At 70.5% G+C, this 23,104-nt stretch carries 18 protein-coding genes and 2 pseudogenes; 9 read left to right on the top strand and 11 right to left on the bottom strand.

Translation table 11 applies throughout. The annotated features are described in order from the left end of the window. Nucleotides 1–521: 521 nt before the first annotated feature. Nucleotides 522–1,397, bottom strand: a pseudogene (locus tag ACFYRY_RS30270) (TadA family conjugal transfer-associated ATPase); the annotation flags it as partial. Nucleotides 1,398–1,579: 182 nt separating this feature from the next. Next, nucleotides 1,580–2,692 carry a septum site-determining protein Ssd gene (gene ssd, locus ACFYRY_RS30265; protein ID WP_389152470.1) on the bottom strand — a complete coding sequence of 371 codons (1,113 nt, stop codon included), beginning with the start codon at nt 2,690–2,692 and terminating at the stop codon, nt 1,580–1,582. A gap of 642 nt (nt 2,693–3,334) precedes the next feature. On the opposite strand from ssd, the gene ACFYRY_RS30260 reads away from it, so the two are divergent. Next, the gene (locus tag ACFYRY_RS30260; RefSeq protein ID WP_389152467.1) at nt 3,335–4,168 is read left to right on the top strand and encodes an HAD family hydrolase; all 834 of its coding nucleotides are present in this window, start codon (nt 3,335–3,337) and stop codon (nt 4,166–4,168) included. Nucleotides 4,169–4,520: 352 nt separating this feature from the next. Here ACFYRY_RS30260 and ACFYRY_RS30255 read toward each other — a convergent pair whose 3' ends face one another. Next, entirely contained in the window at nt 4,521–5,345 is an 825-nt protein-coding gene (locus tag ACFYRY_RS30255) for an oxidoreductase (RefSeq protein WP_389152464.1), read from the bottom strand. Nucleotides 5,346–5,445: 100 nt separating this feature from the next. Between ACFYRY_RS30255 and ACFYRY_RS30250 the strand changes: the two genes are divergently transcribed. Beyond that, on the top strand, nt 5,446–6,426 hold the full coding sequence (locus ACFYRY_RS30250) for an ATP-binding protein (protein WP_389152461.1): 981 nt from the start codon (nt 5,446–5,448) through the stop codon (nt 6,424–6,426). Between the two features lie 90 nt (nt 6,427–6,516). Here the strand turns inward: ACFYRY_RS30250 and ACFYRY_RS30245 are convergent, their stop codons facing one another. Further along, nucleotides 6,517–7,785, bottom strand: coding sequence for a hypothetical protein (locus tag ACFYRY_RS30245; protein ID WP_389152459.1), 1,269 nt, complete (start codon nt 7,783–7,785; stop codon nt 6,517–6,519). Between the two features lie 282 nt (nt 7,786–8,067). Here ACFYRY_RS30245 and ACFYRY_RS30240 point away from each other — a divergent pair, with 282 nt between their 5' ends. The 6 genes and pseudogenes from ACFYRY_RS30240 (at nt 8,068) to ACFYRY_RS30215 (ending at nt 16,213) form a co-directional block, all read left to right on the top strand. Then, nucleotides 8,068–10,470 (top strand): bifunctional SulP family inorganic anion transporter/carbonic anhydrase, encoded by a 2,403-nt coding sequence (locus ACFYRY_RS30240; protein WP_389152456.1) that lies wholly within the window; start codon nt 8,068–8,070, stop codon nt 10,468–10,470. A gap of 253 nt (nt 10,471–10,723) precedes the next feature. Then, a complete protein-coding gene (gene acs, locus ACFYRY_RS30235) occupies nt 10,724–12,682 on the top strand; it encodes an acetate--CoA ligase (RefSeq protein WP_389152453.1) in 1,959 nt (652 codons plus the stop codon). A 216-nt stretch (nt 12,683–12,898) separates the two neighbouring features. Continuing rightward, nucleotides 12,899–14,349: pseudogene (gene nhaA, locus ACFYRY_RS30230) on the top strand (Na+/H+ antiporter NhaA). 112 nt (nt 14,350–14,461) lie between these two features. Further along, on the top strand, nt 14,462–14,953 hold the full coding sequence (locus ACFYRY_RS30225) for a phage holin family protein (RefSeq protein ID WP_389152450.1): 492 nt from the start codon (nt 14,462–14,464) through the stop codon (nt 14,951–14,953). After that, a complete protein-coding gene (locus ACFYRY_RS30220) occupies nt 14,950–15,900 on the top strand; it encodes an alpha/beta fold hydrolase (protein WP_389152447.1) in 951 nt (316 codons plus the stop codon). The genes ACFYRY_RS30225 and ACFYRY_RS30220 overlap by 4 nt, the downstream gene beginning before the upstream one ends. A 127-nt stretch (nt 15,901–16,027) precedes the next feature. Then, a complete protein-coding gene (locus ACFYRY_RS30215; RefSeq protein ID WP_356765746.1) occupies nt 16,028–16,213 on the top strand; it encodes a hypothetical protein in 186 nt (61 codons plus the stop codon). 53 nt (nt 16,214–16,266) lie between these two features. Here ACFYRY_RS30215 and ACFYRY_RS30210 read toward each other — a convergent pair whose 3' ends face one another. From ACFYRY_RS30210 to nth, 3 genes are all read right to left on the bottom strand, one after another. Beyond that, the gene (locus ACFYRY_RS30210) at nt 16,267–17,466 is read right to left on the bottom strand and encodes a MarP family serine protease (RefSeq protein WP_389152443.1); all 1,200 of its coding nucleotides are present in this window, start codon (nt 17,464–17,466) and stop codon (nt 16,267–16,269) included. Nucleotides 17,467–17,514: 48 nt separating this feature from the next. Then, nucleotides 17,515–18,210, bottom strand: a complete 696-nt coding sequence (locus ACFYRY_RS30205) for an NUDIX hydrolase (RefSeq protein WP_389152980.1) — start codon at nt 18,208–18,210, stop codon at nt 17,515–17,517. Between the two features lie 88 nt (nt 18,211–18,298). Then, entirely contained in the window at nt 18,299–19,258 is a 960-nt protein-coding gene (nth, locus tag ACFYRY_RS30200) for an endonuclease III (RefSeq protein WP_389152977.1), read from the bottom strand. Between the two features lie 336 nt (nt 19,259–19,594). Here nth and ACFYRY_RS30195 point away from each other — a divergent pair, with 336 nt between their 5' ends. Further along, complete coding sequence (locus ACFYRY_RS30195) at nt 19,595–20,269, top strand: Crp/Fnr family transcriptional regulator (protein ID WP_356765753.1); 675 nt, start codon at nt 19,595–19,597, stop codon at nt 20,267–20,269. Between the two features lie 89 nt (nt 20,270–20,358). Here the strand turns inward: ACFYRY_RS30195 and ACFYRY_RS30190 are convergent, their stop codons facing one another. From ACFYRY_RS30190 to ACFYRY_RS30175, 4 genes are all read right to left on the bottom strand, one after another. Then, nucleotides 20,359–21,189 (bottom strand): MBL fold metallo-hydrolase, encoded by an 831-nt coding sequence (locus ACFYRY_RS30190; protein WP_389152440.1) that lies wholly within the window; start codon nt 21,187–21,189, stop codon nt 20,359–20,361. Beyond that, nucleotides 21,186–22,067: an NUDIX hydrolase gene (locus tag ACFYRY_RS30185; protein ID WP_389152437.1), complete on the bottom strand. Its 882-nt coding sequence runs from the start codon at nt 22,065–22,067 to the stop codon at nt 21,186–21,188. Before ACFYRY_RS30185 ends, ACFYRY_RS30190 begins: the two co-directional genes overlap by 4 nt. A gap of 375 nt (nt 22,068–22,442) precedes the next feature. Further along, nucleotides 22,443–22,910: a RidA family protein gene (locus ACFYRY_RS30180; RefSeq protein WP_389152434.1), complete on the bottom strand. Its 468-nt coding sequence runs from the start codon at nt 22,908–22,910 to the stop codon at nt 22,443–22,445. Beyond that, entirely contained in the window at nt 22,907–23,065 is a 159-nt protein-coding gene (locus tag ACFYRY_RS30175; protein WP_003967454.1) for a DUF4177 domain-containing protein, read from the bottom strand. Before ACFYRY_RS30175 ends, ACFYRY_RS30180 begins: the two co-directional genes overlap by 4 nt. Nucleotides 23,066–23,104 lie beyond the last annotated feature (39 nt).

Genomic DNA, 23,104 nt, shown 5'->3' with positions numbered 1-23,104 from the left:
GGGGAGCACTCGACTCGGCTTCCGGGGTTCTCTACTTCCCGCCTACCGGTCAGCTTCCCGCCTGCCCGTTCCCGTGTTCCACCTGCCGCGCCAAAGGGAGGCAGCGTTGAGGGATGTTGACCGCTGGCTGAGAGAACCCCGGCGCGGGCCGGTCGATCCAGAGGCATGCATTGTGTGCGCGTCGCTTCGCGGACAAGTCAGGGCAGCCGCCCGTACAGAAGATCCGTTGTTGACTCTGGCCACGCTCTCAGCGATGCGGGTGCATCGGGAATTCGGTCACCAGGACGGGGTGCAGGAACCACAGACCGCCGAGCAATCCGCATGACCCGTGCAGTGTCCGCCTAGGTCCCTCACTGTCGGCACAGCACCCCGGCAGAGAGGTTGAGTGGCCCCGTCCATGCGTCTCCCCCGGCGTACTGGGCGGGGCTTCGTCACGTGCGCCAACTTGGCTGTGACCTGGGGCGTTGCTCGCTTCGGCTGTCTCTGGCTGAGCCCTGTCTCTGCATGTACGCTTAGACCAGGCACCCGCCCTGGTGGCCCGTGTTCAACGCGGCCAGCAGATGCACCACTTCGGGCCCGCGCACCTCGCCCACGACCAGCCGGTCCGGCCGCATCCGCAACGCCTGCCGCACCAGGTCCTGGAGGGTGACGAGCCCGGCGCCCTCCTGGTTGGCGGGTCTGCTCTCCAGCCGTACGACGTGTGGATGCTCCGGCTTGAGCTCCGCGGAGTCCTCGGCGAGCACGATCCGCTCATCCGGCCCGACCAGCCCCAGCAGCGCGCTCAGCAAGGTCGTCTTGCCACTGCCCGTACCACCGCTGATCAGGAAGGACAGCCGTGCGTCGATCAGTGCGCGCAGCACCCGGTCGCCACCCGGCGGCACCGTGCCCGCCGTCACCAACTCGTCGAGCGTGAAGGCCCGCGGCCGTACGACCCGCAGGGACAGACAGGCACAGCCGACGGCTACCGGCGGGAGTACCGCGTGCAGCCGGGTCCCGTCCGGCAGCCGGGCGTCCACCCAGGGCCGTGCGTCGTCGAGCCGACGTCCGGCCACCGCGGCCAGGCGCTGCGCCAACCGTCGTACCGCGGCGGGGTCCGTGAAGGAGACGGCGGTCAGTTCCAGCCCGCCACCCCGGTCCACCCAGACCCGGTCCGGGGCGGACACCAGCACGTCGGTCACGGACGGATCGGCGAGCAGCGGATCCAGCGGGCCGCTGCCGATCAGCTCGGACCGCAACTGCTCCGCCGCGCCGAGGACTTCGGCGTCCCCGAGCACCCGGCCCTGTTCGCGCAACGCCTGCGCCACGCGCGCGGGTGTCGGTTCTCCCCCGCTCTCGGCGAGCCACTGCCGGACACCGTCGAGCAGCCCCGGCGTCGTCTCCGCACCGGGCACCGGCACGAGGGCGGCACCCCCGGACGGCCAACGTGGTGACGGCCCGGCCCCAGCGTTCCATCCCTCGCCCGCGACCACTTCACTCACCACGCCCACGCCCTGCTCCCCGATCGCACCGATCGCACCGACCTCCCCGCCCGGTCCGAACGCTCCGCCCCGCTCACCCCGCCACAGCCCGGCATACGTGCTCACGCCGCCCTCACCTCCAGCAACGCCCGCTCCCAGAACTCCTTGCAGAAGCGGGCGAGTGGCCCTCGTCCGACCGCGCCTGGGGGTGTCCGGCCTCCGTGCGGACGCAGCAGCGCGGACTCCACGGGCACCTCGCCGGCCAGCGGCAGCCCCAGGAGCCGGGCCACCTCACGGTCGTCGAGTCCGGGTGCGTACGGGCCGCGTACCGCCACCCGCAGGTCGCGCAGGACCATGCCGACTGCGGAGGCCATCCGGCCGGCGGCCGCGACCGCGCGCAGTTCGGCCGGGACCACGAGGAGTCCCACGTCGAGCTGGGCGAGGACCTCGGCGACCGAGTCGTCCATCCGGCGGGGCAGATCGACGACGACCGTGCCGCCCCGGCGTCGGGCCGCGGCCAGCACCGCCCGGACCGCCTGGGGCGGGACGGCGACGCAGTCACCGCGGTCCCAGCTGAGCACCCGCAGCGAGTGCAGTTCGGGCAGGGACTCCTCCAGGGCGCCACCGCCGACCCTCCCGCGCGAGGCGGCGAAGGCGGGCCAGCGCAGCCCCCCGGCCGTCTCGCCGCCGAGCAGGACGTCGAGTCCGCCGCCCAACGGATCGGCGTCCACGAGGAGGGTGCGCAGCCCTTCGCGTGCGGAGGTCACGGCGAGGGCGCAGGCGAGTGTGGACGCTCCCGCGCCGCCTCGGCCACCGATGACGCCGACGGTGAGGGCGGGCCGGCCGACGCCTTCGGCCACGTCGGCGATGCGGTCGACCAGCCACTGTTCACCGTCGGGCAGCATCAGGACGTGGTCGGCGCCGATCTCGACGGCCCGCCGCCAGACCCCGGGGTCGTCCTGGTCGCGACCGACCAGCACCACTCCGTTCCTGCGGGCGGCCCCGCGCACCCGCCGTACGGCGTCGTCGCCGACCAGGACGAGCGGAGCGGACTCCCAGCCGCCCCTGCGCTCCGGTACCCCGTGATGGACATCGGGCGTGACCCCGGCCGCCGCGCACAGGCGCAGCAGGTCGTCGAGCAGATCGGTGTCCTCCGTGACGATCAACGGTTTGCCGTGCCGCCCTCCGGCGGCGGACGGTGGTTCGTGTGTGACGGCTGCGGCCACGGTCCTCATCCCCCTTCGCGGCGTCTCCCGCGCGGCCCAAGGGCCCCGGGATGCGCCTCTGTTCGGGGCCACCGCGGCCCCGCGATCGGTCTGACGCGCGGCCCCTGCGGCCCCGCGATTCCACGCCATGTGAAGAACCGGCAACCGGTCTCCATATGAACGGCCGATACGAACCGGCCAAAACCCGCCCGCCTAACCGGAACCAGCTCATGAAGTCGGCGCGAGCGGGACGCGTTGGAATCACGGTGCAGCGATCCCGGAAATCGTGTGGATCTTGGTCGATAACTGTGGACAACTCAACGGTTGTGAATATCGCCGCCACCCGTACCGGTGACCCCTGTACCACCCCCTGTGCGACTTCCGCAGAGCAGCGCAACGACTACACACAGTGATGAATCATGGGCATGCAAAAGGGGCGGCCGCAGCCGCCCCGGTCCGGCCTCACAGCCGTGCACACAAGAGGAAAACCCACCCGGACATGCGACGACCCCCGCCGGGGGGGAGAGCGGGGGTCGCCTTCACGGCCGACTCGGGGGGGGAGGAGCCGGACCGCGTTAGCACGGTCGCGAACGATCCGTGACTTCCATGGTGTACCCGAGAGCCTTCCCAGGCAAACCAACGCGCCCACCTTACGCCGAATGGGCTGCGCCTATGCTCGGGGTCGTGGAAAACCACTCCTTGCCCCGCACAGCGGCCTTCTTTGACCTGGACAAGACGGTCATTGCGAAGTCGAGCACGCTCACCTTCAGCAAGTCCTTCTACCAAGGCGGACTGATCAACCGCAGGGCCGCCCTGCGCACCGCCTATGCCCAGTTCGTCTTCCTCGTGGGCGGTATGGACCACGACCAGATGGAACGCACCCGCGAGTATCTGTCCGCGCTGGTGCGCGGCTGGAACGTCCAGCAGGTCAAGGAGATCGTCGCCGAGACCCTGCACGACCTCATCGACCCGATCATCTACGACGAGGCCGCCTCCCTCATCGAGGAGCACCACACGGCCGGCCGTGACGTCGTGATCGTGTCCACGTCGGGCACCGAGGTGGTCGAGCCGATCGGCGAACTGCTCGGCGCGGACCGCGTGGTGGCGACCCGCATGGTGGTGGGCGACGACGGCTGCTTCACCGGCGAGGTGGAGTACTACGCATACGGCCCGACCAAGGCCGAGGCGGTCAAGGAGCTGGCCGAGTCCGAGGGGTACGACCTCGACCGCTGCTACGCCTACAGCGACTCGGCGACCGACCTGCCGATGCTGGAGGCGGTCGGCCACCCCCACGCGGTGAACCCGGACCGCGCGCTGCGCCGCGAAGCACTCGCGCGCGAGTGGCCGATTCTGGATTTCCACCGGCCGGTCCGGCTCAAGCAGCGGTTCCCCACGTTCTCCGTACCGCCCCGCCCGGCTCTGGTCGCGGTCGCCGCGATAGGTGCCGCGGCCGCCACCGCGGGACTCGTCTGGTACGCGAACCGGCGCCGTGCGGCACCGGCCTGAGCGCGCGAGCGGGCACATTCATGCCCAATTGATGGGTTTTTCGACCCTAGAGTAAAGAACCACAGTCAGGGCTTCCGCTTGCTCCGGCCCAGGAGTACAAAGAAGTTAACGGCCCGCGAGACCAAGGACATCCGAGAGGATCACCTTCAAACACGCACACGGCCCCACGGACCGAGCATGGACACCGAGCACCCACGCGACGTCGACCCGTCGATTACGGGCCAGCCACACCAGGTGACGGGCAATGTTCCCGACCTGATGGGCACTACATCGAGGACGCTTGGTACCCCGGTGAACATGCCAGCGGCGGTACGAACTCTCGTACCGCCGCACCCCTTTTCCTGGACTCTCCCTACGCCGCCCCGCGTTGCAGTGCCTCGCACACCGCCGTCGACTCACGCGCGCCCAGCTCGATCGACCGGCCGCAGTGGGCGATCCAGGCGGCCATGCCCTCCGGAGTTCCGGAGACATAGCCGTCGAGCGCCGCGACGTAGGCGGCGCGCCCCTGTTCGGCGTGGCCCACCTCCGCCGGACACACCGACTTGGGATCCAGTCCACTGCCGACCAGGACGATGCGCTCGGCCGCGCGCGCGACCAGACCGTTGTGCGAGGTGAAGGGCCTGAGCGCGAGGAGTTCACCGTGCACGACGGCGGCTGTGACCAGCGCGGGGGCCGAACCACCCGCGATGATCAGCTCGGCGAGCCCCTCCAGACGGCCGGAGACCTCCGCCGCACTCGGCGGCGGCAGCTCGATGAGCGGCTCGTCGACCGGCTCACCCTCCTGCCGCGGACGCCCGACCTCGTCGCCCTTCGTGGCGGCCGCCACCAGGTGCAGCCGGGCCAGCACCCGCAGCGGCGACTGCCGCCAGATGGACAGCAGCTGACCCGCCTCGGCCGTCAGCCGCAGGGCCGCGCCCACGACGCGCGCCTCGTCGTCACCACTGAAGTCGGTGCGCCGGCGCACCTCTTCGAGGGCCCAGTCCGCGCCGGACAGCGCCGCCGAACCGCGGGCTCCACGCAGGGCCGCCTCGGAGGTGACCGCATTGCTGCGGCGCCGCATGACCCGGTGTCCGTAGACCCGGTCCACGGACTTGCGCACGGATTCCACGGATTCGTCCACACCGGGCAGCGTGCCCAGGGCCGCGAGCGGATCGGCGGCCGCGCCTGTCGTACTCATAAGTACGACCCTACGCATCCCAGCCTCACACGCCACGAATGAGTGGTCTTCTTCACGCTCCCAGACACATACAGCTATCTCGCCACTACTCTTGGTGAACATGAAAATTGCTTTCGTCGGGAAGGGCGGCAGCGGCAAGACCACTCTGTCCTCCCTGTTCATCCGCCACCTCGCGACCGCGGGCGCGCCGGTCCTCGCCGTGGACGCCGACATCAACCAGCATCTGGGGCCGGCCCTCGGCCTCGACGAGGCGCAGGCCGCGGCGCTGCCCGCCATGGGCGAGCGACTGCCTCTGATCAAGGACTACCTGCGCGGCTCGAACCCGCGCATCGCCTCCGCCGACACGATGATCAAGACGACCCCGCCCGGCGAAGGCTCCCGGCTGCTGCGGGTGGGTGAGGACAATCCGGTCTACGACTTGTGCGCGCGGCCGGTGGAACTCGACGGTGACGCCGTCCGTTTGATGGTCACGGGCCCCTTCACGGACGCCGACCTGGGGGTCGCCTGCTACCACTCCAAGACGGGAGCGGTGGAGCTGTTCCTGAACCACCTGGTGGACGGCCCCGACGAGTACGTCGTGGTCGACATGACGGCCGGCTCGGACTCCTTCGCCTCCGGCATGTTCACCCGCTTCGACATCACGTTCCTCGTCGCCGAGCCGACCCGGAAGGGGGTCTCCGTCTATCGCCAGTACAAGGAGTACGCCCGCGACTTCGGCGTCGTACTGAAGGTCGTCGGCAACAAGGTTCAGGGCCAGGACGACCTCGACTTCCTCCGCGCCGAAGTCGGGGACGACCTGCTCGTGACGGTCGGGCACTCGGACTGGGTGCGCGCGCTGGAGAAGGGCCGGCCGCCCCGGTTCGAGCTCCTGGAGGACGTCAACCGCCGCGCCCTGCACCGACTGCGGACGGCCGCCGACGCGACGTACGAACTGCGCGACTGGGAGCGCTACACGCGCCAGATGGTGCACTTCCACCTGAAGAACGCCCAGTCGTGGGGCAACGAGCGCACCGGGATCGACCTGGCGGCGCAGGTCGATTCCTCCTTCGTGCTCGGCGAGAGTCTCGCGGCGGCGGTCTGACGGCACACCGCCACTGGTGACGACGGCCGGAATGCTCACCGGCACCGGCGGCCGTTGCCGGCAGGTGTGACAACTGCCGGACCGCTGCCGCTACTTGGCTGCCGACGCCTCGGGTACGCCCCTCGGAGCCGGGGCTGGGCGGCCCGACAGGAAGGACGCCCAGCCTTGTTTCGGGGCCTCGCCGACGTTCAGGGCGCGCAACTGGTGAAGGGTCTGCGGGTCCTGGGCGTCCAGCCAGTCGGCGAGTTGCCGGAAGGACACACAGCGCACGTCCGGCTTGTTGCACACCCGCTCGACGACCTCCTCGACGGCCCGCATGTAGGTGCCGCCGTTCCAGGACTCGAAGTGGTTGCCGATGATCAGGGGCGCGCGGTTGCCGTCGTAGGCCCGGCTGAAGCCCATGAGCAGTCCGTCGCGCATCTGGTCGCCCCAGAAACCGTACTTGGCGGGGTCCCCCTGGGTCCTGGTGCCGGACTGGTTGACCATGAAGTTGTAGTCCATGGTCAACGTCTCGTAGGAGTGGCCGGGGAAGGGCACCAGCTGCATCGACAGATCCCACAGGCCGTTTCTCTTCTTCGGCCAGACCTGGTTGTCGACACCGCTGGTGTCGTAACGGAATCCCAGGTCGCGGGCCGCCTTCATGAAGTTCTCCTGGCCCTCCAGACAGGGCGTGCGGGCGCCGACGAGTTCCTTGTCGTAGTCGAAGGGCAGCGGCGAGGCCTTCTTCATGCCGGTGTTGGTCTTCCAGGACTTCACGAACTGCTTCGCCTGCGCGATCTCGTCCTTCCAGTCGTCCACCGACCACTCGCCGACTCCGCCGCCGCTGCCGCAGAAGTGCCCGTTGAAGTGGGTGCCGATCTCGTTGCCCTCCAACCACGCCAGGCGCAACTGCTTCACGGTGTCGGCGATGCCCTGCTCGTCGTTGAAGCCGATGTCCGAGCGGCCCGGGGAATGCTGTGGGGGCCGGTAGAGGTCGCGCTTCTCCGTCGGCAGCATGTACACACCGCTGAGGAAGTAGGTCATCGTCGCGTCGTTCGCCTTGGCGACCTGGCGGAAGTGGGAGAACAGCCGCTGGCTGTCCTCGCCGGCGCCGTCCCAGGAGAACACCACGAACTGCGGCGGCTTCTCGCCGGGCTTGAGGCGTTCGGGTCTGGGCAGGTGCGGCTGCGCCCCGGTGTACGCGGTGGAACCGTCGCCGATCAGGCGGACCATGCTCTTCGGCGCCTGGGCCGGCTTCGCCTTCTGCCCGCCCTGCGCCGCCGGCTCGGCGTCGTCGGTACCGAGCGCGCAGCCGGCGAGCGAAGCGGCACAGGCCGTGGCTGCCACGGTCCCCGCGATGATCCTCTGGGTGACGGCCATGTCCGCCCACCTTCTTCCTTCTCGGACCGACGCCGATGAGGGCGCGTGCGGTGTGGTGCGCCGTCAAGGTCGCACGGGAGGAAAAAGGAATTAATACGACAAGCCGATAAAAAGACCGGTTCACTCATTGAGGTGATTCAGTACCCCATTTGCCGCTAAAGTTCATGCTTGACCTTTACTCTGCATTACGATTCGTTTACCAAGAGTTGATCCATCCCGCCGCTGTACGTCGTGCCCCACGGCCGCACACCGCGACCGCGCCGCCCCGGAGGAGACGGGAACATGTCAGCCTGCGTCCCCACCCGCACCACAGACCCGAGTCGTACGAAGCACGTCCACCCACCCCACAGCCCACCGCCGCCCCCACCACGCCGCTTCCGCATCGAGGGAGCCGACGTGTCGGCCTGCGTCGCGGTCTTCCTGATCGCCCTCCCGCTGTCCCTCGGTATCGCCCTCGCCACCGGCGCGCCCCTCCAGGCCGGTCTCGTCGCCGCCGCCGTCGGCGGGATCGTCGCCGGACGGTTCGGAGGCTCACCGCTCCAGGTCAGCGGGCCCGCCGCCGGGCTCACCGTGGTCACCGCCGACCTCATCCACCGCTACGGCTGGCGGACGACCTGCGCCATCACCGTGCTCGCCGGTGTCGCCCAACTCGGCCTCGGCTGCCTGCGCGTGGCCCGCACGGCCCTGGCCGTCAGCCCCGCCATCGTGCACGGCATGCTCGCCGGCATCGGCGTCACCATCGCCGTCGCCCAACTGCACATCGTCCTCGGCGGCACTCCGCAGAGCGCCGTCCTCGACAACGTCCGCGCGCTGCCCGCCCAGTTGGCGAACCTGCGTCCGGCCGCCGCGTCGGTGAGCGCGCTGACCCTGGCCCTGTTGCTGCTCTGGCCGCGGATTCCCGGCCGCGCGGGGTCGGTGCTGCGCAAGGTTCCCGCCGCGCTCGTCGCCGTCAGCGGGGCCACCGTCACCGCGTACCTCGCCGGCTTCGCGCTGCCCAGGGTCGACCTGCCGTCCTGGAGCAGCCACGCACTGGCCGGGCTGCCCGAGGGTCCGGCGCTCGGGCTGGTCGCCGCCGTACTCACCACCACGCTGGTGTGCAGCGTGCAGTCGCTGCTCGGTGCGGTCGCCGTGGACAAGCTGGTGGCCGGCCGCCCCGGCCTGCCCGCCCGTGTCGGTCGCTCCCGCCTGGACCGCGAACTGCTCGGACAGGGCGCCGCCAACATCGTCTCCGGCTCGCTCGGCGGACTTCCGGTCGCCGGGGTCGCCGTCCGGAGCTCCGCGAACGTGCGGGCCGGTGCGGTCAGCCGGAACTCCACGATGCTGCACGGCGTTCTCGTAGTGGTCGCCGCGCTGCTGTTGGTCCCGATCCTGGAACGCATCCCGCTCGCCTCGCTCGCCGCCCTGGTGATGGCCGTCGGCATCCAGATGGTGTCCCTGCACCACATCCGCACGGTGACCCGCCACCGAGAAGTGCTGGTGTACGCCGTCACCACACTCGGCGTGGTCGTGCTCGGCGTTCTGGCGGGCGTGCTGCTCGGCGTCGCCGTCGCTGTCGCCGTCGCCCTGCACCGCCTGACCCGCACCCGCATCGCACACGACGAGAAGGAAGGAGTCCACCACGTCCACGTACGAGGGCAGTTGACGTTCCTCGCGGTCCCCCGGCTCAGTCGGGCCCTGCATCTCGTCCCCCAAGGCACCCACGCCGTCGTGGAGTTGGACGGGTCGTTCATGGACCACGCGGCCTACGAGTCACTGCAGGACTGGCAGAAGACGCACATCGCGCAGGGTGGCACCGTCGACATCACCGGCCGCCGCGCCGACGTACGGATCGGCGAGCCCGGAAGCAGGACCGGTCAGCTCATCGAGGACGGGAGCGCCGGGGCGGCGACCAGCTCCGCCGGGTGCCGCTGCCGTCCATGGACCCCCTGGCGAAACCACCAGTGCGACCGCCCGCGGGCCGCCTCCTCGCCGACCCATGACGGACACCCGGGTGGGCCGGGCGTGTTCACCGAGCCGAGCGGGCACGACCTGGCGCGCGGCATCAGCACGTTCCAGCGCAACACCGCGCCGCTGGTGCGGGGCGAGCTGGCCCGGCTGGCACGCGAGGGGCAGCGGCCGTCCCAGCTGTTCCTCACCTGCGCCGACTCACGGCTGGTCACCTCGATGATCACCTCCAGCGGCCCCGGCGACCTGTTCGTGGTGCGCAACGTGGGCAACCTCGTCCCCCTGCCCGGCGAGGAGAGCGGGGACGACTCGGTGGCGGCCGCGATCGAGTACGCGGTGGATGTGCTGCAGGTGCGGTCCATCACGGTGTGCGGGCACTCCGGGTGCGGGGCCATGCAGGCGCTGATCAACTCCGAGCCAGGCGGTGCCCGGACCCCGCTCAAGCGGTGGCTGCGGCACGGGCTGCCGAGCCTGGAACGCATGGTCGACGCCACCCGGTCGGGGGCCCGGCTCGCCGGACGGTCACCCGCGGACGCGGTGGAACAGCTCTGCCTGACCAACGTGGTGCAGCAGTTGGAACATCTGCGCACCCATGAGTCGGTGGCCCGGGCTCTGCGGGACGGGGCGCTGGAACTGCACGGGATGTATTTCCACGTGGGCGAGGCGCAGGCGTATCTGCTCACCGGGGCGGACGAGGACGGCGTCTTCCACCATGTGCGGGCGGCGGACCTGTCGGTGTGAGGTGAACCGGGGTGGCCGTGACCGTCGCCGCGGTCACGGCCACCTCATGTTCTGGTCACCCAGTCGAGTGTGAAGCGCGTTACAGGCGCTGAACTCCGCCTGGTCGGCGTCCGTGGGTACGAATGACCCGGGCATCGAAAATCGCCGCCCAACAGGTCTAAACCAATTGTTCGTCGGGCCTTGTCACCGGCCCCCGGGGTCTGATGAGCTGTGGCCCGGGACACAACGGACAACCCTGCGAAAGGGAGAAGTCGTGAGCAACGAAAGCCTGGCCAACCTGTTGCGTGAGGAGCGCAGGTTCGCGCCCCCCGCCGACCTGGCCGCGAACGCCAACGTCACCGCGGAGGCGTATGAGCAGGCCAAGGCTGACAGGCTGGGCTTCTGGGCCGAGCAGGCCCGTCGGCTGACCTGGGCCAAGGAGCCGACCGAAACACTGGACTGGTCGAACCCGCCGTTCGCCAAGTGGTTCAAGGACGGCGAGCTCAACGTCGCGTACAACTGCGTGGACCGGCACGTGGAGGCCGGAAACGGCGACCGGGTCGCCATCCACTTCGAGGGGGAGCCCGGCGACAGCCGCGCGATCACCTACGCCGAGCTCAAGGACGAGGTCTCCAAGGCCGCGAACGCCCTGCTGGAGCTGGGAGTCCAGAAGGGCGACCGGGTCGCCGTCTACATGCCGATGATCCCCGAGACGGCCGTCGCGATGCTCGCGTGCGCCCGGATCGGCGCCGCGCACTCCGTCGTCTTCGGCGGCTTCTCGGCGGACGCCCTCGCCAAGCGCATCCAGGACGCCGACGCCAAGGTCGTCATCACCACCGACGGCGGCTGGCGGCGCGGCAAGCCGTCCGCGCTGAAGCCGGCCGTGGACGACGCGGTCGAGCGGGCCGGCAACGTGGACCACGTGCTGGTGGTCCGCCGTACCGGCCAGGAGGTCGCCTGGAACGACAGCCACGACGTCTGGTGGCACGAGATCGTCGGGCGGCAGTCCGCCGAGCACACGCCCGAGGCGTTCGGGGCCGAGCACCCGCTGTTCATCCTGTACACGTCCGGTACGACGGGTAAGCCGAAGGGCATCCTGCACACCTCCGGCGGCTACCTCACCCAGACCGCCTACACCCACCACGCCGTCTTCGACCTGAAGCCGGAGACCGACGTCTACTGGTGCACCGCCGACGTCGGCTGGGTCACCGGGCACTCGTACATCGTCTACGGCCCGCTGGCCAACGGCGCGACCCAGGTCATGTACGAGGGCACCCCGGACACCCCGCACCAGGGCCGCTTCTGGGAGATCGTGCAGAAGTACGGGGTCACCATCCTGTACACCGCGCCGACCGCGATCCGTACGTTCATGAAGTGGGGCGACGACATCCCCGCGAAGTTCGACCTCAGCAGCCTCAGGGTGCTCGGCTCGGTCGGCGAGCCCATCAACCCCGAGGCCTGGATCTGGTACCGCAAGCACATCGGCGCCGACCGGACCCCGATCGTCGACACCTGGTGGCAGACCGAGACCGGCGCGATGATGATCTCGCCGCTGCCCGGTGTCACCACGACCAAGCCCGGCTCCGCGCAGACCCCGCTGCCCGGCATCTCCGCGACCGTCGTCGACGACGAGGCGAACGAAGTGCCCGACGGCGGCGGTGGCTACCTCGTGCTCACCGAGCCGTGGCCGTCGATGCTGCGCACCATCTGGGGCGACGACCAGCGGTTCCTCGACACGTACTGGTCACGCTTCGAGGGCAAGTACTTCGCCGGTGACGGCGCGAAGAAGGACGACGACGGCGACATCTGGCTGCTGGGCCGGGTGGACGACGTGATGCTCGTGTCCGGGCACAACATCTCCACCACCGAGGTCGAGTCGGCACTGGTGTCCCACCCGTCGGTCGCCGAGGCGGCCGTGGTCGGGGCGGCGGACGAGACCACCGGCCAGGCGATCGTCGCCTTCGTCATCCTGCGCGGCACCGCCGACGCCGATGACCAGGGTCTCGTCGCCGACCTGCGCAACCATGTCGGCACCGCCCTCGGCCCGATCGCCAAGCCGAAGCGGATCCTGCCGGTCGCGGAGCTGCCGAAGACCCGCTCCGGCAAGATCATGCGCCGACTGCTGCGGGATGTCGCCGAGAACCGCCAGCTCGGAGACGTGACGACCCTGACGGACTCGACGGTCATGGACCTCATCCAGGACAAGCTCCCGGCCGCGCCCAGCGAGGACTGAGCAGTCGTACCGCGCACAGCCAGGGCGCGGGCCCACAGCGCATAGGTACGGCGATGAGGGGCACCTGGTGACCAGTACGCCAGGTGCCCCTTTCGCGCCTAATGTGAGAATCGCCGTGTTCCTCCTCACGCATCGTAGGTAGGCTGACCACATAGGTGCGCCGGGAAGTCTGGTCGGCAAGTGTTCCGTCCTGCCCGCCGACCGGAGGTCTTTCTCGTGGCCGCGCCCCGCACCAGCCCCGCCCGCAAGGTTCTCGGACGTCTGTCCCTGCCCGAGCGGAACTACGTGGCGGACGCGCTGCGCACCGAGACCGTCGGAGGCGTACTGCTGCTCATCGCCACCGTCGCCGCACTGACCTGGGCGAACGTCCCGGCGCTGCAGGACAGTTACGCGAGCGTCAGCCACTTCCACCTCGGCCCCGCGGCCCTCGGCCTGAACCTCTCGATCGCGCACTGGGCCGCCGACGGACTCCTCGCGGTCTTCTTCTTCGTGGCCGGCATCGAACTCAAGCGCGAGCTGGTCGCCGGTGACCTCCGCGACCCCAAGGCGGCCGCCCTGCCTGTCGTGGCGGCCCTGTGCGGGATGGCCGTACCGGCGCTGGTCTACACGCTCACCAACATCACCGGCGGCGGCTCGCTCCAGGGCTGGGCCGTCCCCACCGCCACCGACATCGCCTTCGCGCTGGCGGTACTCGCCGTCATCGGCACGAACCTGCCGAGCGCCCTGCGCGCGTTCCTGCTGACGCTCGCCGTCGTCGACGACCTCTTCGCCATTCTGATCATCGCCGTCTTCTTCACCGACACGATCGACTTCGTCGCACTCGGCGGCGCCGCCGTCGGCCTCGCCGTCTTCTGGCTGCTGCTGAGGCTGGGCGTGCGCGGGTGGTACGTGTATGTCCCGCTCGCGCTCGTCAACTGGGCGCTCATGTACAACAGCGGAGTCCACGCCACCATCGCGGGCGTCGCGATGGGACTGATGCTGCGCTGCACGACCCGCGAGGGCGAGGCGCACTCACCCGGCGGGCACATCGAGCATCTCGTGCGGCCGCTGTCGGCGGGCCTGGCCGTGCCGCTGTTCGCGCTGTTCAGCGCGGGTGTCGCCCTCTCCGGCGGGGCGCTGGGCGACGTGTTCGGCCGGCCGGAGACGCTCGGTGTGGTCCTCGGGCTGGTCGCCGGCAAGACGGTCGGCATCTTCGGGGGGACCTGGCTGACGGCCCGCTTCACCCGGGCCTCGCTCAGCGACGACCTCCAGTGGGCGGACCTGTTCGCGGTGGCGACCCTGGCCGGCATCGGCTTCACCGTGTCCCTGCTCATCGGGGAGCTGGCCTTCGAGGGCGACGCGGCGCTGACCGACGAGGTCAAGGCCGCCGTCCTGACCGGATCACTCATCGCGGCCCTGCTGGCGACGGTGCTGCTGAAGATACGGAACGCCAAGTACCGCAGGCTGTGCGAGGCCGAGGAGCGCGACGACGACCTCGACGGCATCCCGGACATCTACGAGGAGGACGACCCGGCCTACCACCTGCGGATGGCCGACATCTACGACCGCAAGGCCGCCGAGCACCGACGGATCGCCGAACAGAAGGCCGCGGAACGGACGGCCGCCGGGCGAGCGGACGTGCCGAAGTGATGGGCGGGGCAGGCGAGGAGAACGACCGTCCGGCATGATCTGACGGGACGGTACAAAAGGACCGTGCAGAAGGACCGTACACAGCAGGCACACGCCGGATGGAGGTCGGGCACCAGCCCGGCGGACGTCAGGCAGAAGAGGGAGATCGCGATGAGTGCACCCGACGGCAGCCCGGTCGGCGCCGAACGCAGCATCGGCCAACTGTTCGCCTCGGCGACGACCGAGATGTCCGCGCTGGTGCACGACGAGATCGCACTGGCGAAGGCGCAGCTCAAGCATGACGTCAAGCGCGGCGCGACCAGTGGTGGCGCCTTCATGGTGGCCGGCGCGGTGCTGGTGTTCTCGCTGCCGATGCTGAACTTCGCGCTGGCGTACGGCATCCGGACCTGGAGCGGGTGGAACCTCTCGGTCTGCTTCCTGCTGTCCTTCGCGGCCAACGTGCTCGTGGCCGGCCTGCTCGCGCTGATCGGCGTGGTCTTCGCGAAGAAGGCCAAGAAGAGCCAGGGACCGCAGAAGGTCGCCGCGTCGATGAAGGAGACGGCGGGCGTCCTGCAGAACGCCAAACCGCACCCGCGGCCGGCCCTGGCGGACCGGGTCCCGGACGCGAAGGCCATCGAGGCTGTGGCACGCTCGTCCTCATGACGGACCCCGCCGGCTCTTCGGCGCAACCAGCCTCGGTCGTACGTGTCGACATCCCCGGCGGGCGAGAGGTGATCCACCGGGACGTCGCCGCCAACGGCGCGCGCTTCCACATCGCCGAGCTGGGTGACGGGCCGCTGGTGCTGCTGCTGCACGGCTTCCCCCAGTTCTGGTGGACCTGGCGGCACCAGCTGACCGCCCTCGCCGACGCGGGCTACCGGGCCGTCGCCATGGACCTGCGGGGTGTCGGCGGCAGCGACCGGACCCCGCGTGGCTACGACCCGGCCAACCTCGCCCTGGACGTCACTGGCGTGATCCGCTCCCTCGGCGAGCCGGACGCCGCGCTGGTCGGCCATGACCTCGGCGGCTATCTGGCGTGGACGGCGGCCGCGATGCGCCCGAAACTCGTACGGCGGCTCGCGGTCTCCTCGATGCCGCACCCGCGGCGCTGGCGCTCGGCGATGCTCGCCGACGTCAAGCAGACCCGGGCCGGCTCCTACATCTGGGGGTTCCAGCGCCCCTGGGTCCCCGAGCGGCAGCTCACCGCGGACGACGGCGCGCTCGTCGCCCGTCTCATCCGGGACTGGTCGGGGCCGAGGCTGCCGGACGACGAGGCGGTGGAGACGTATCGCCGCGCGATCTGCATTCCGTCGACCGCGCACTGTTCGATCGAGCCGTACCGCTGGATGGTCCGCTCCCTGGCCCGCCCGGACGGCATTCAGTTCAACCGGCGCATGAAGCGGCCGGTGCGGGTGCCCACGCTGCATCTGCACGGGTCCCTCGACCCCGTGATGCGGACGCGCAGCGCCGCCGGGTCCGGGGCGTACGTGGAAGCGCCGTACCGTTGGCGGCTGTTCGACGGGCTGGGCCACTTCCCGCACGAGGAGGATCCGGTCGCCTTCTCCACCGAACTGGTCAACTGGCTGAAGGATCCCGAACCCGATCGGTGACCGGGCCGCTGCAACCGGTGTCCGGAACTGAACACCTGTCCGACGAACAGCCAATTGCCTGGCGCATAGGCCAATTGGGGGCCCTGGGGGCGGTTATCGACCTTGGGGTGGGGGCAGACGTCGGGGTATGGGCTGGACGCACGACTACGGTGACGCAGCACGCAATCGACGCTCGGCCTCGGGCCTGAGCTCTCACCTGCGAGGCGGTGCTCCGGCGATGCCGGACGGCACGGATCTCCGAGTGGGCATTCCGCGCATCCTGCGCCGCCGGGCCCGCTGGGTCTCGGTACGCCTGCGCCATCCGCGAGGCTGACGCCCCGCCTTTTCCACGCTCCCACTGCCGGCCGGGCTCCTCGAAATCCGGCCTCAGAGTGCGCAGCTGTCGCTGTCCACCTGCTGGTTCGCGGTACGCCCCTTGTCGATGTCCTGTCGGATCTCGTCGGCGGTGAGCGCGTAACCCGTCTGGGCGCTGTCCAGGGACTTCGCGAACACCACGCCGTACACCTTCCCCTCGGGGGTGAGCAGCGGGCCGCCGGAGTTGCCCTGGCGGACGGTCGCGAAGAGGGAGTAGACATCGCGGCGGACGGTGCCGCGGTGGTAGATGTCCGGGCCGTTGGCCGTGATGCGCCCGCGCACGCGCGCGGCCCGGATGTCGTACGCCCCGTTCTCCGGGAAGCCCGCCACGATCGCCCCGTCCCCGCGACCGGCGTCCTGCGAGGTGAACCGCAGCGCGGGCGCGCTCAGCTCCGGTACGTCGAGTACGGCGATGTCGCGCTCCCAGTCGTACAGGACCACCGTGGCGTCGTACCTCCTGCCCTCACCGCCTATCTGGACGGTGGGCTCGTCGACGCCTCCGACCACGTGCGCGTTGGTCATGACGCGGCGGTCGCCGAAGACGAAGCCGGTGCCCTCCAGGACCTTGCCGCAGCTCTCGGCGGTGCCCATGACCTTCACGATGGAACGCTGGGCGCGGAAGGCGACCGGGCTGCGTGCGAGGGCCGGGTCGGGTGGCTTCACCTCGGGGATCTGCTCGTCCGAGAACGGGCTGAAGACCTGCGGGAAGCCGTTCTGCGCGAGGACCGAGGAGAAGTCCGCGAACCAGGTGTCCGCCTCGTCGGGCAGCGCCTGGGCGACCCCGAGGAGCACCTTGGAGCTGCGGACCTCCTTGCCCACCGTCGGCAGCGTGGTGCCGGCCAGGGCGGAGCCGATCAGCCAGGCGACCAGCAGCATCGCGACCACGTTGACCAGGGAGCCGCCGGTGGCGTCGAGGGCGCGGGCCGGGGACCAGGTGATGTACCGGCGCAGCTTGTTGCCGAGGTGCGTCGTCAGGGCCTGGCCGACGGAGGCGCAGACGATGACGACGACGACCGCGACGACGGCGGCGGTGGTGCCGACCTCGGCGTTGTCGGTCAGCGCGTCCCAGCCGACGGGGAGCAGGTAGACCGCGACGAGACCGCCGCCCAGAAAGCCGATCACCGACAGGATGCCGACGACGAAGCCCTGGCGATAGCCGACGATCGCGAACCACACGGCGGCGACCAGCAACAGGATGTCCAGCGCGTTCACCGGTTAGAGCCTCGCCTCATCACTTTGCACAGCACGGCAGACACAGTGTCATGCACGCCAGTCGAGAGGGACCTGCTTGTCCCGGTCCCAGGGGCGCTCCCAGCCCGCGTAGTGCAGCAGGCGGTCGATGATTCCGGCGGTGAAACCCCACACCAGGGCCGATTCGACCAGAAATGCCGGGCCCGCGTGCCCTCGGGGGTGAACGGCCGTGGCCCGGTTGCCGGGGTCAGTGAGATCCGCCACGGGGACGGTGAAGACCCTCGCCGTCTCGTTCGGGTCGACCACTCCCACCGGGGACGGCTCGCGCCACCAGCCCATCACGGGCGTGACGACGAAGCCGCTGACCGGGATGTACAGCCGGGGCAGCACGCCGAAGAGCTGGACTCCGGATGGATCGAGCCCCGTCTCCTCCTCGGCCTCGCGCAGCGCCGCCCGCAGGGGGCCGTCGCCCTTCGGGTCGCCGTCCTCCGGATCCAGCGCGCCGCCGGGGAAGGACGGCTGCCCGGCGTGCGACCGCAGCGAGCTCGCCCGCTCCATGAGCAGCAGCTCGGGGCCTCGCTCGCCCTCACCGAACAGGATCAGGACGGCGGACTGCCGCCCCGCGCCGTCCGCCGGCGGCAGGAAGCGGCTGAGCTGCGGTGGCTCGACCGTCTCCACGGCGTGCACCACCGGATCCAGCCAGCCCGGCAGGCCTTCCTTGCTGACCGTCACCGGGCCGCCCCGCGTATTGCTCGCGCGCGTCATCGCCACCCCCGTCGTCCTGCTCGGTCCAACGCCCGACGGCGCCGAGATCGTTCCTGGCCACGTGCACAAGGGTCGAGCCGGCGCCGGGTCATCCGGCCCCCAGCGGCGGGGCGGGTTTGCCGCCGGCGTCCAGGTAGGCCTGCGGGGGCTTCAGTCGCTGGCCCGGGAAGCCGCCCTTCTCGTACTTGAGCAGTTTCCTGGCCTTCTCCGGGTCCGTCTCGCCCTCGCCGTACGCCGGGCAGAGCGGGGCGATGGGGCAGGCGCCGCAGGCGGGCTTGCGGGCGTGGCAGATACGGCGGCCGTGGAAGATCACGTGGTGCGACAGCATCGTCCAGTCACTCTTGGGGAAGAGCGCACCGACGGCGGCCTCGATCTTGTCGGGGTCGGTCTCGGCGGTCCACTGCCAGCGCCGCACCAGCCGCTGGAAGTGCGTGTCCACGGTGACGCCGGGCCGCCCGAAGGCGTTGCCGAGCACCACGAAGGCGGTCTTGCGGCCCACGCCGGGCAGCTTGACGAGGTCTTCCAGCCGTCCGGGGACCTCTCCCCCGAAGTCCTCCACGAGGGCCTTGGACAGCCCTATGACCGACCTGGTCTTGGCCCGGAAGAAGCCGGTGGGCCGGAGGATCTCCTCGACCTCCTCCGGGTTTCCGGCGGCCAGGTCCTCCGGTGTGGGGTACTTGGCGAAGAGGGCGGGAGTCGTCTGATTGACTCTCAGATCGGTGGTCTGGGCGGACAGCACGGTGGCGACGATCAGCTGGAAGGGATTCTCGAAGTCCAGCTCCGGGTGCGCGTACGGATAGACCTCGGCGAGCTCGCGGTTGATCCGGCGGGCCCGGCGCACCAGGGCGGTGCGCGACTCACCGCTCGGCGGCTGGGCGGCGACGGTCTTCGCCGCAGCCGCCTTCTTGACCGGGACGGCGGCCTTCCCGGGCGCGACGGTCGCCTTCTTCAGCGAGGCACCCTGCTTCAGCGGGGCGGCCTTTTTGGCCGGGGCAGCTTTCTTGGCCGGGGCAGCTGTCTTGGACGACACCTTCTTCACCTTCTCCACCGGAGCCCTCTTTGTCGTATTTGCCGTTTTAATACCGCCGCCGGAGTTCTGTTCGCCCACAGCGGAATCCTGCCGCTCCGCCACCCGTCCAGCCCCCTTGACCTGTGCTCCCACCGGCTATTTGGACACCCGGCCAGACTAGAGCCCGACACTGACATACGCCCCGGCCCCAGAAGATCGGCCTCCAATTGGACCCCTGCCGCATACCCCGGCACACCTGTGCGGCATCCTTGTGACAGATCACACTGTTTGGACCGTCCGGCAAAATGGGGAACCCGGTCCCCTGGTAGACAGGGGGAGCAAGATCCCCTGAGCAGGTCGACAAGGAGAGAACTCGTGGACGACGTCCTGCGGCGCAACCCGCTCTTCGCGGCTCTCGACGACGAGCAGGCCGCCGAGCTCCGCGCCTCCATGAGCGAGGTGACCCTCGCTCGCGGTGACTCGCTGTTCCACGAAGGCGACCCCGGAGACCGGCTCTATGTCGTCACCGAGGGCAAGGTCAAGCTTCACCGCACCTCCCCCGACGGCCGCGAGAACATGCTGGCCGTGGTCGGCCCCGGCGAGCTCATCGGCGAGCTGTCCCTCTTCGACCCGGGCCCGCGCACGGCGACCGCCACCGCGCTGACCGAGGTCAAGCTGCTCGGCCTCGGCCACGGCGACCTCCAGCCCTGGCTGAACGTGCGTCCCGAGGTGGCCGGCGCCCTCCTGCGCGCCGTGGCCCGCCGTCTGCGCCGCACCAACGACGCGATGTCCGACCTGGTCTTCTCGGATGTCCCCGGCCGTGTCGCCCGCGCGCTGCTCGACCTCTCCCGCCGCTTCGGCGTGCAGTCCGAGGAGGGCATCCACGTCGTCCACGACCTCACGCAGGAGGAGCTGGCCCAGCTGGTCGGCGCGTCCCGCGAGACCGTGAACAAGGCGCTGGCCGACTTCGCGGGCCGCGGCTGGCTGCGCCTGGAGGCGCGGGCCGTGATCCTGCTGGACGTGGAGCGGCTCGCCAAGCGCTCGCGCTGACACCTTTCCTGACCGTACGTCGACGAGGTCCCGTCTCCTGATGAGACGGGACCTCGTCGTAGTCCCCGGCCCTGAGGACTGTGGGCGCCTCAGATGAGCCCGTGCTCCTCCAGGTACTCCAGCTGTGCCCGCACCGACAGCTCGGCCGCCGGCCACAGGGACCGGTCCACATCGGCGTACACATGGGCGACCACCTCCGCGGGGGCCGCGTAGCCGTCCTCCACGGCCGTCTCGACCTGGGCGAGGCGGTGGGCGCGGTGGGCGAGATAGAACTCGACGGCACCCTGGGCGTCCTCCAGGACCGGCCCGTGGCCCGGCAGCACCGTGTGCACCCCGTCGTCGACGGTGAGGGACCTGAGCCGCCGCAGGGAGTCCAGGTAGTCCCCGAGACGGCCGTCGGGGTGCGCCACGACGGTCGTACCGCGCCCCAGGACGGTGTCGCCGGTCAGGACGGCTTGGTCGGCCGGGAGATGGAAGCACAGGGAGTCCGCGGTGTGCCCGGGTGTCCCTACGACCCTCAGCTCCAGACCGCCGACCTCGACCACGTCACCGGCGCCCAGCCCCTCCTCCCCCAGCCGCAGCGCCGGGTCCAGCGCCCGCACCTTGGTGCCGGTCAGCTCGGCGAAGAGGGCGGCGCCCTCGGCGTGGTCCGGGTGGCCGTGGGTGAGGAGAGTGAGGGCGATCCGCTTGCCGGCCGTCGCGGCGGCGTCGACGACGGTGCGCAGGTGCCCTTCGTCCAGCGGCCCCGGATCGACCACCACGGCCAGCTCGGAGCCGGGCTCGGACAGGACCCAGGTGTTCGTCCCGTCCAGCGTCATCGCGGAGGCGTTGGGCGCGAGGACGTTGACGGCCCGCGGGGTGGCGGGCCCGGAGAGGACCCCGCCCCGTGGCTGGCCGGGAAGGGCTGCTGCGTCCGTCATGCGGTGGCTCCACCGGTCGGCAGGTCGGTCGGGATGTGCTTGGTGAACTCGTCATGCCCCGGCCAGGACAGCACCACCTCGCCGTCCGCCAGACGCGCCTGGGCCAGAACGGGCGTCAGGTCACGCTCGGGCGCCGCATCGAGCGCCTCGGCAGCTATGGCGTACCCCGCCAGCTGACGCAGGGTCGCGATGGTGGGCGGCATCATCAGCAGCTCGCCCTTGTCGTACGACGCCGCCGCCTCCGCCGGTCGGATCCACACCGTCCGGTCCGCCTCCGTGGAGGCGTTCCGGGTGCGCTGGCCCTCGGGGAGCGCGGCCACGAAAAACCAGGTGTCGTACCGGCGCGGCTCGAACTCCGGGGTGATCCACCGGGTCCAGGCACCCAGCAGGTCCGAGCGGAGGACCAGCCCGCGGCGCTCCAGGAACTCCGCGAAGGAGAGGTCCCGGGCGACCAGGGCGGCACGGTCGGCCTCCCACTCCGGGCCCGTGGTGTCGCCGACCACGGAATCGGAGGCCGGACCGGCGAGCAGGACGCCCGCCTCCTCGTACGTCTCCCGTACGGCCGCGCAGACGATCGCCTGGGCCTCACTCTCCGCCACGCCCAGCCTGTCCGCCCACCACGCCCGCGTGGGCCCCGCCCAGTGGACCTGGTGCTCGTCGTCACGGGGGTCCACACCACCGCCCGGGTACGCGTACGCACCCCCCGCGAAGGCCATGGACGCGCGTCTGCGCAGCATGTGGACGGCGGGGCCGCTCTCCGCGTCCTTCAGGAGCATCACGGTGGCCGCGCGCCTGGGGGTGACCGGAGTGAGCGTGCCGTCCGCGAGCGAGCGGATACGGTCAGGCCAGTCCCGCGGGTACCACTGCCCGTTTGCCATGGCCGGAGGCTATCTCCTGACGCGCGGATGTTCGAGCGGTCCCGCTGCCCTGAGCTGGAGCCGCCCACCGGCCCCGTTGTCCATCCAGCACCCTGCGCCGATGCGAGCGCCCCGGGGGCTCCGCCCCCAGACCCCCGCTTCTCACCCACGACACCCACCCACGGTGGGTCAAGAAGTGGGCCTCTGGCCCGGGAAAGTGGTCGCCGGTTGTCGCACTCGCGGACGGCGAGAAGGGGACGGGTCGGGGGTGTCCGCCCGCAGCGGTTGTCGCGTCAACACCGTCCAGTCGCCGAGAGACCGATTCCGCGACGTTCCGAGGACGGACACCCCCGACCCGGCCCCGACCCCCCACCGAACCGCAGGCGCCGCAGGCACCTACACCCCGGTCAACTCCACCTGCACCTCAACCTCCACCGGCGCATCCAACGGCAGCACCGCCACCCCCACCGCACTCCGCGCGTGCACGCCCTTGTCGCCCAGCACGTCACCCAGCAACTCACTCGCGCCGTTCACCACACCCGGCTGCCCCGTGAAGTCCGACGCCGAGGCCACGAACCCGACCACCTTCACGACACGCGCGACACGGTCGAGGTCACCGGCCACGGACTTCACCGCGGCCAGCGCGTTCAGCGCACACGTACGCGCGAGCTCTTTCGCCTCCTCGGCCGTAACCTCCGCACCCACCTTGCCGGTGACCGGAAGCTTGCCGTCCACCATCGGCAGCTGGCCGGACGTGTACACGTACACACCCGACTGCACGGCCGGCTGGTACGCGGCGAGCGGCGGCACGACAGCCGGAAGACGAAGGCCCAGCTCGGCCAACCGCGCCTCTACCGCGCTCACGCCTTCTCCCGCTTCAGGTAGGCCACCAACTGCTCGGGGTTGTTCGGCCCGGGCACGACCTGGACAAGCTCCCAGCCGTCCTCGCCCCAGGTGTCCAGAATCTGCTTCGTGGCGTGGACGAGCAGTGGCACGGTTGCATATTCCCACTTGGTCATGCGGCCGACTGTAGCCGCTGCCCGCTCCGCATCCGCAGC

Source organism: Streptomyces sp. NPDC005263 (assembly GCF_042872365.1).
Lineage (GTDB): Bacteria > Actinomycetota > Actinomycetes > Streptomycetales > Streptomycetaceae > Streptomyces.
Note: the sequence above shows the minus strand (reverse complement) of the source record. Positions and strands in the feature narration are given on the sequence as shown.

Excerpts from the sequence above, each read along its gene's own strand:
- ACFYRY_RS30220 (WP_389152447.1), top strand. The coding sequence starts at position 14,950 with ATGACGGACCCCGCCGGCTCTTCGGCGCAACCAGCCTCGGTCGTACGT.
- ACFYRY_RS30175 (WP_003967454.1), bottom strand. The coding sequence starts at position 23,065 with ATGACCAAGTGGGAATATGCAACCGTGCCACTGCTCGTCCACGCCACG.
- ACFYRY_RS30215 (WP_356765746.1), top strand. The coding sequence starts at position 16,028 with ATGGGCTGGACGCACGACTACGGTGACGCAGCACGCAATCGACGCTCG.
- ACFYRY_RS30245 (WP_389152459.1), bottom strand. The coding sequence starts at position 7,785 with ATGGCCGTCACCCAGAGGATCATCGCGGGGACCGTGGCAGCCACGGCC.
- ACFYRY_RS30260 (WP_389152467.1), top strand. The coding sequence starts at position 3,335 with ATGCTCGGGGTCGTGGAAAACCACTCCTTGCCCCGCACAGCGGCCTTC.
- ACFYRY_RS30240 (WP_389152456.1), top strand. The coding sequence starts at position 8,068 with ATGTCAGCCTGCGTCCCCACCCGCACCACAGACCCGAGTCGTACGAAG.
- ACFYRY_RS30225 (WP_389152450.1), top strand. The coding sequence starts at position 14,462 with ATGAGTGCACCCGACGGCAGCCCGGTCGGCGCCGAACGCAGCATCGGC.
- ACFYRY_RS30205 (WP_389152980.1), bottom strand. The coding sequence starts at position 18,210 with ATGACGCGCGCGAGCAATACGCGGGGCGGCCCGGTGACGGTCAGCAAG.
- ACFYRY_RS30185 (WP_389152437.1), bottom strand. The coding sequence starts at position 22,067 with ATGGCAAACGGGCAGTGGTACCCGCGGGACTGGCCTGACCGTATCCGC.
- ACFYRY_RS30250 (WP_389152461.1), top strand. The coding sequence starts at position 5,446 with ATGAAAATTGCTTTCGTCGGGAAGGGCGGCAGCGGCAAGACCACTCTG.
- ACFYRY_RS30190 (WP_389152440.1), bottom strand. The coding sequence starts at position 21,189 with ATGACGGACGCAGCAGCCCTTCCCGGCCAGCCACGGGGCGGGGTCCTC.
- ACFYRY_RS30255 (WP_389152464.1), bottom strand. The coding sequence starts at position 5,345 with ATGAGTACGACAGGCGCGGCCGCCGATCCGCTCGCGGCCCTGGGCACG.
- ssd (WP_389152470.1), bottom strand. The coding sequence starts at position 2,692 with ATGAGGACCGTGGCCGCAGCCGTCACACACGAACCACCGTCCGCCGCC.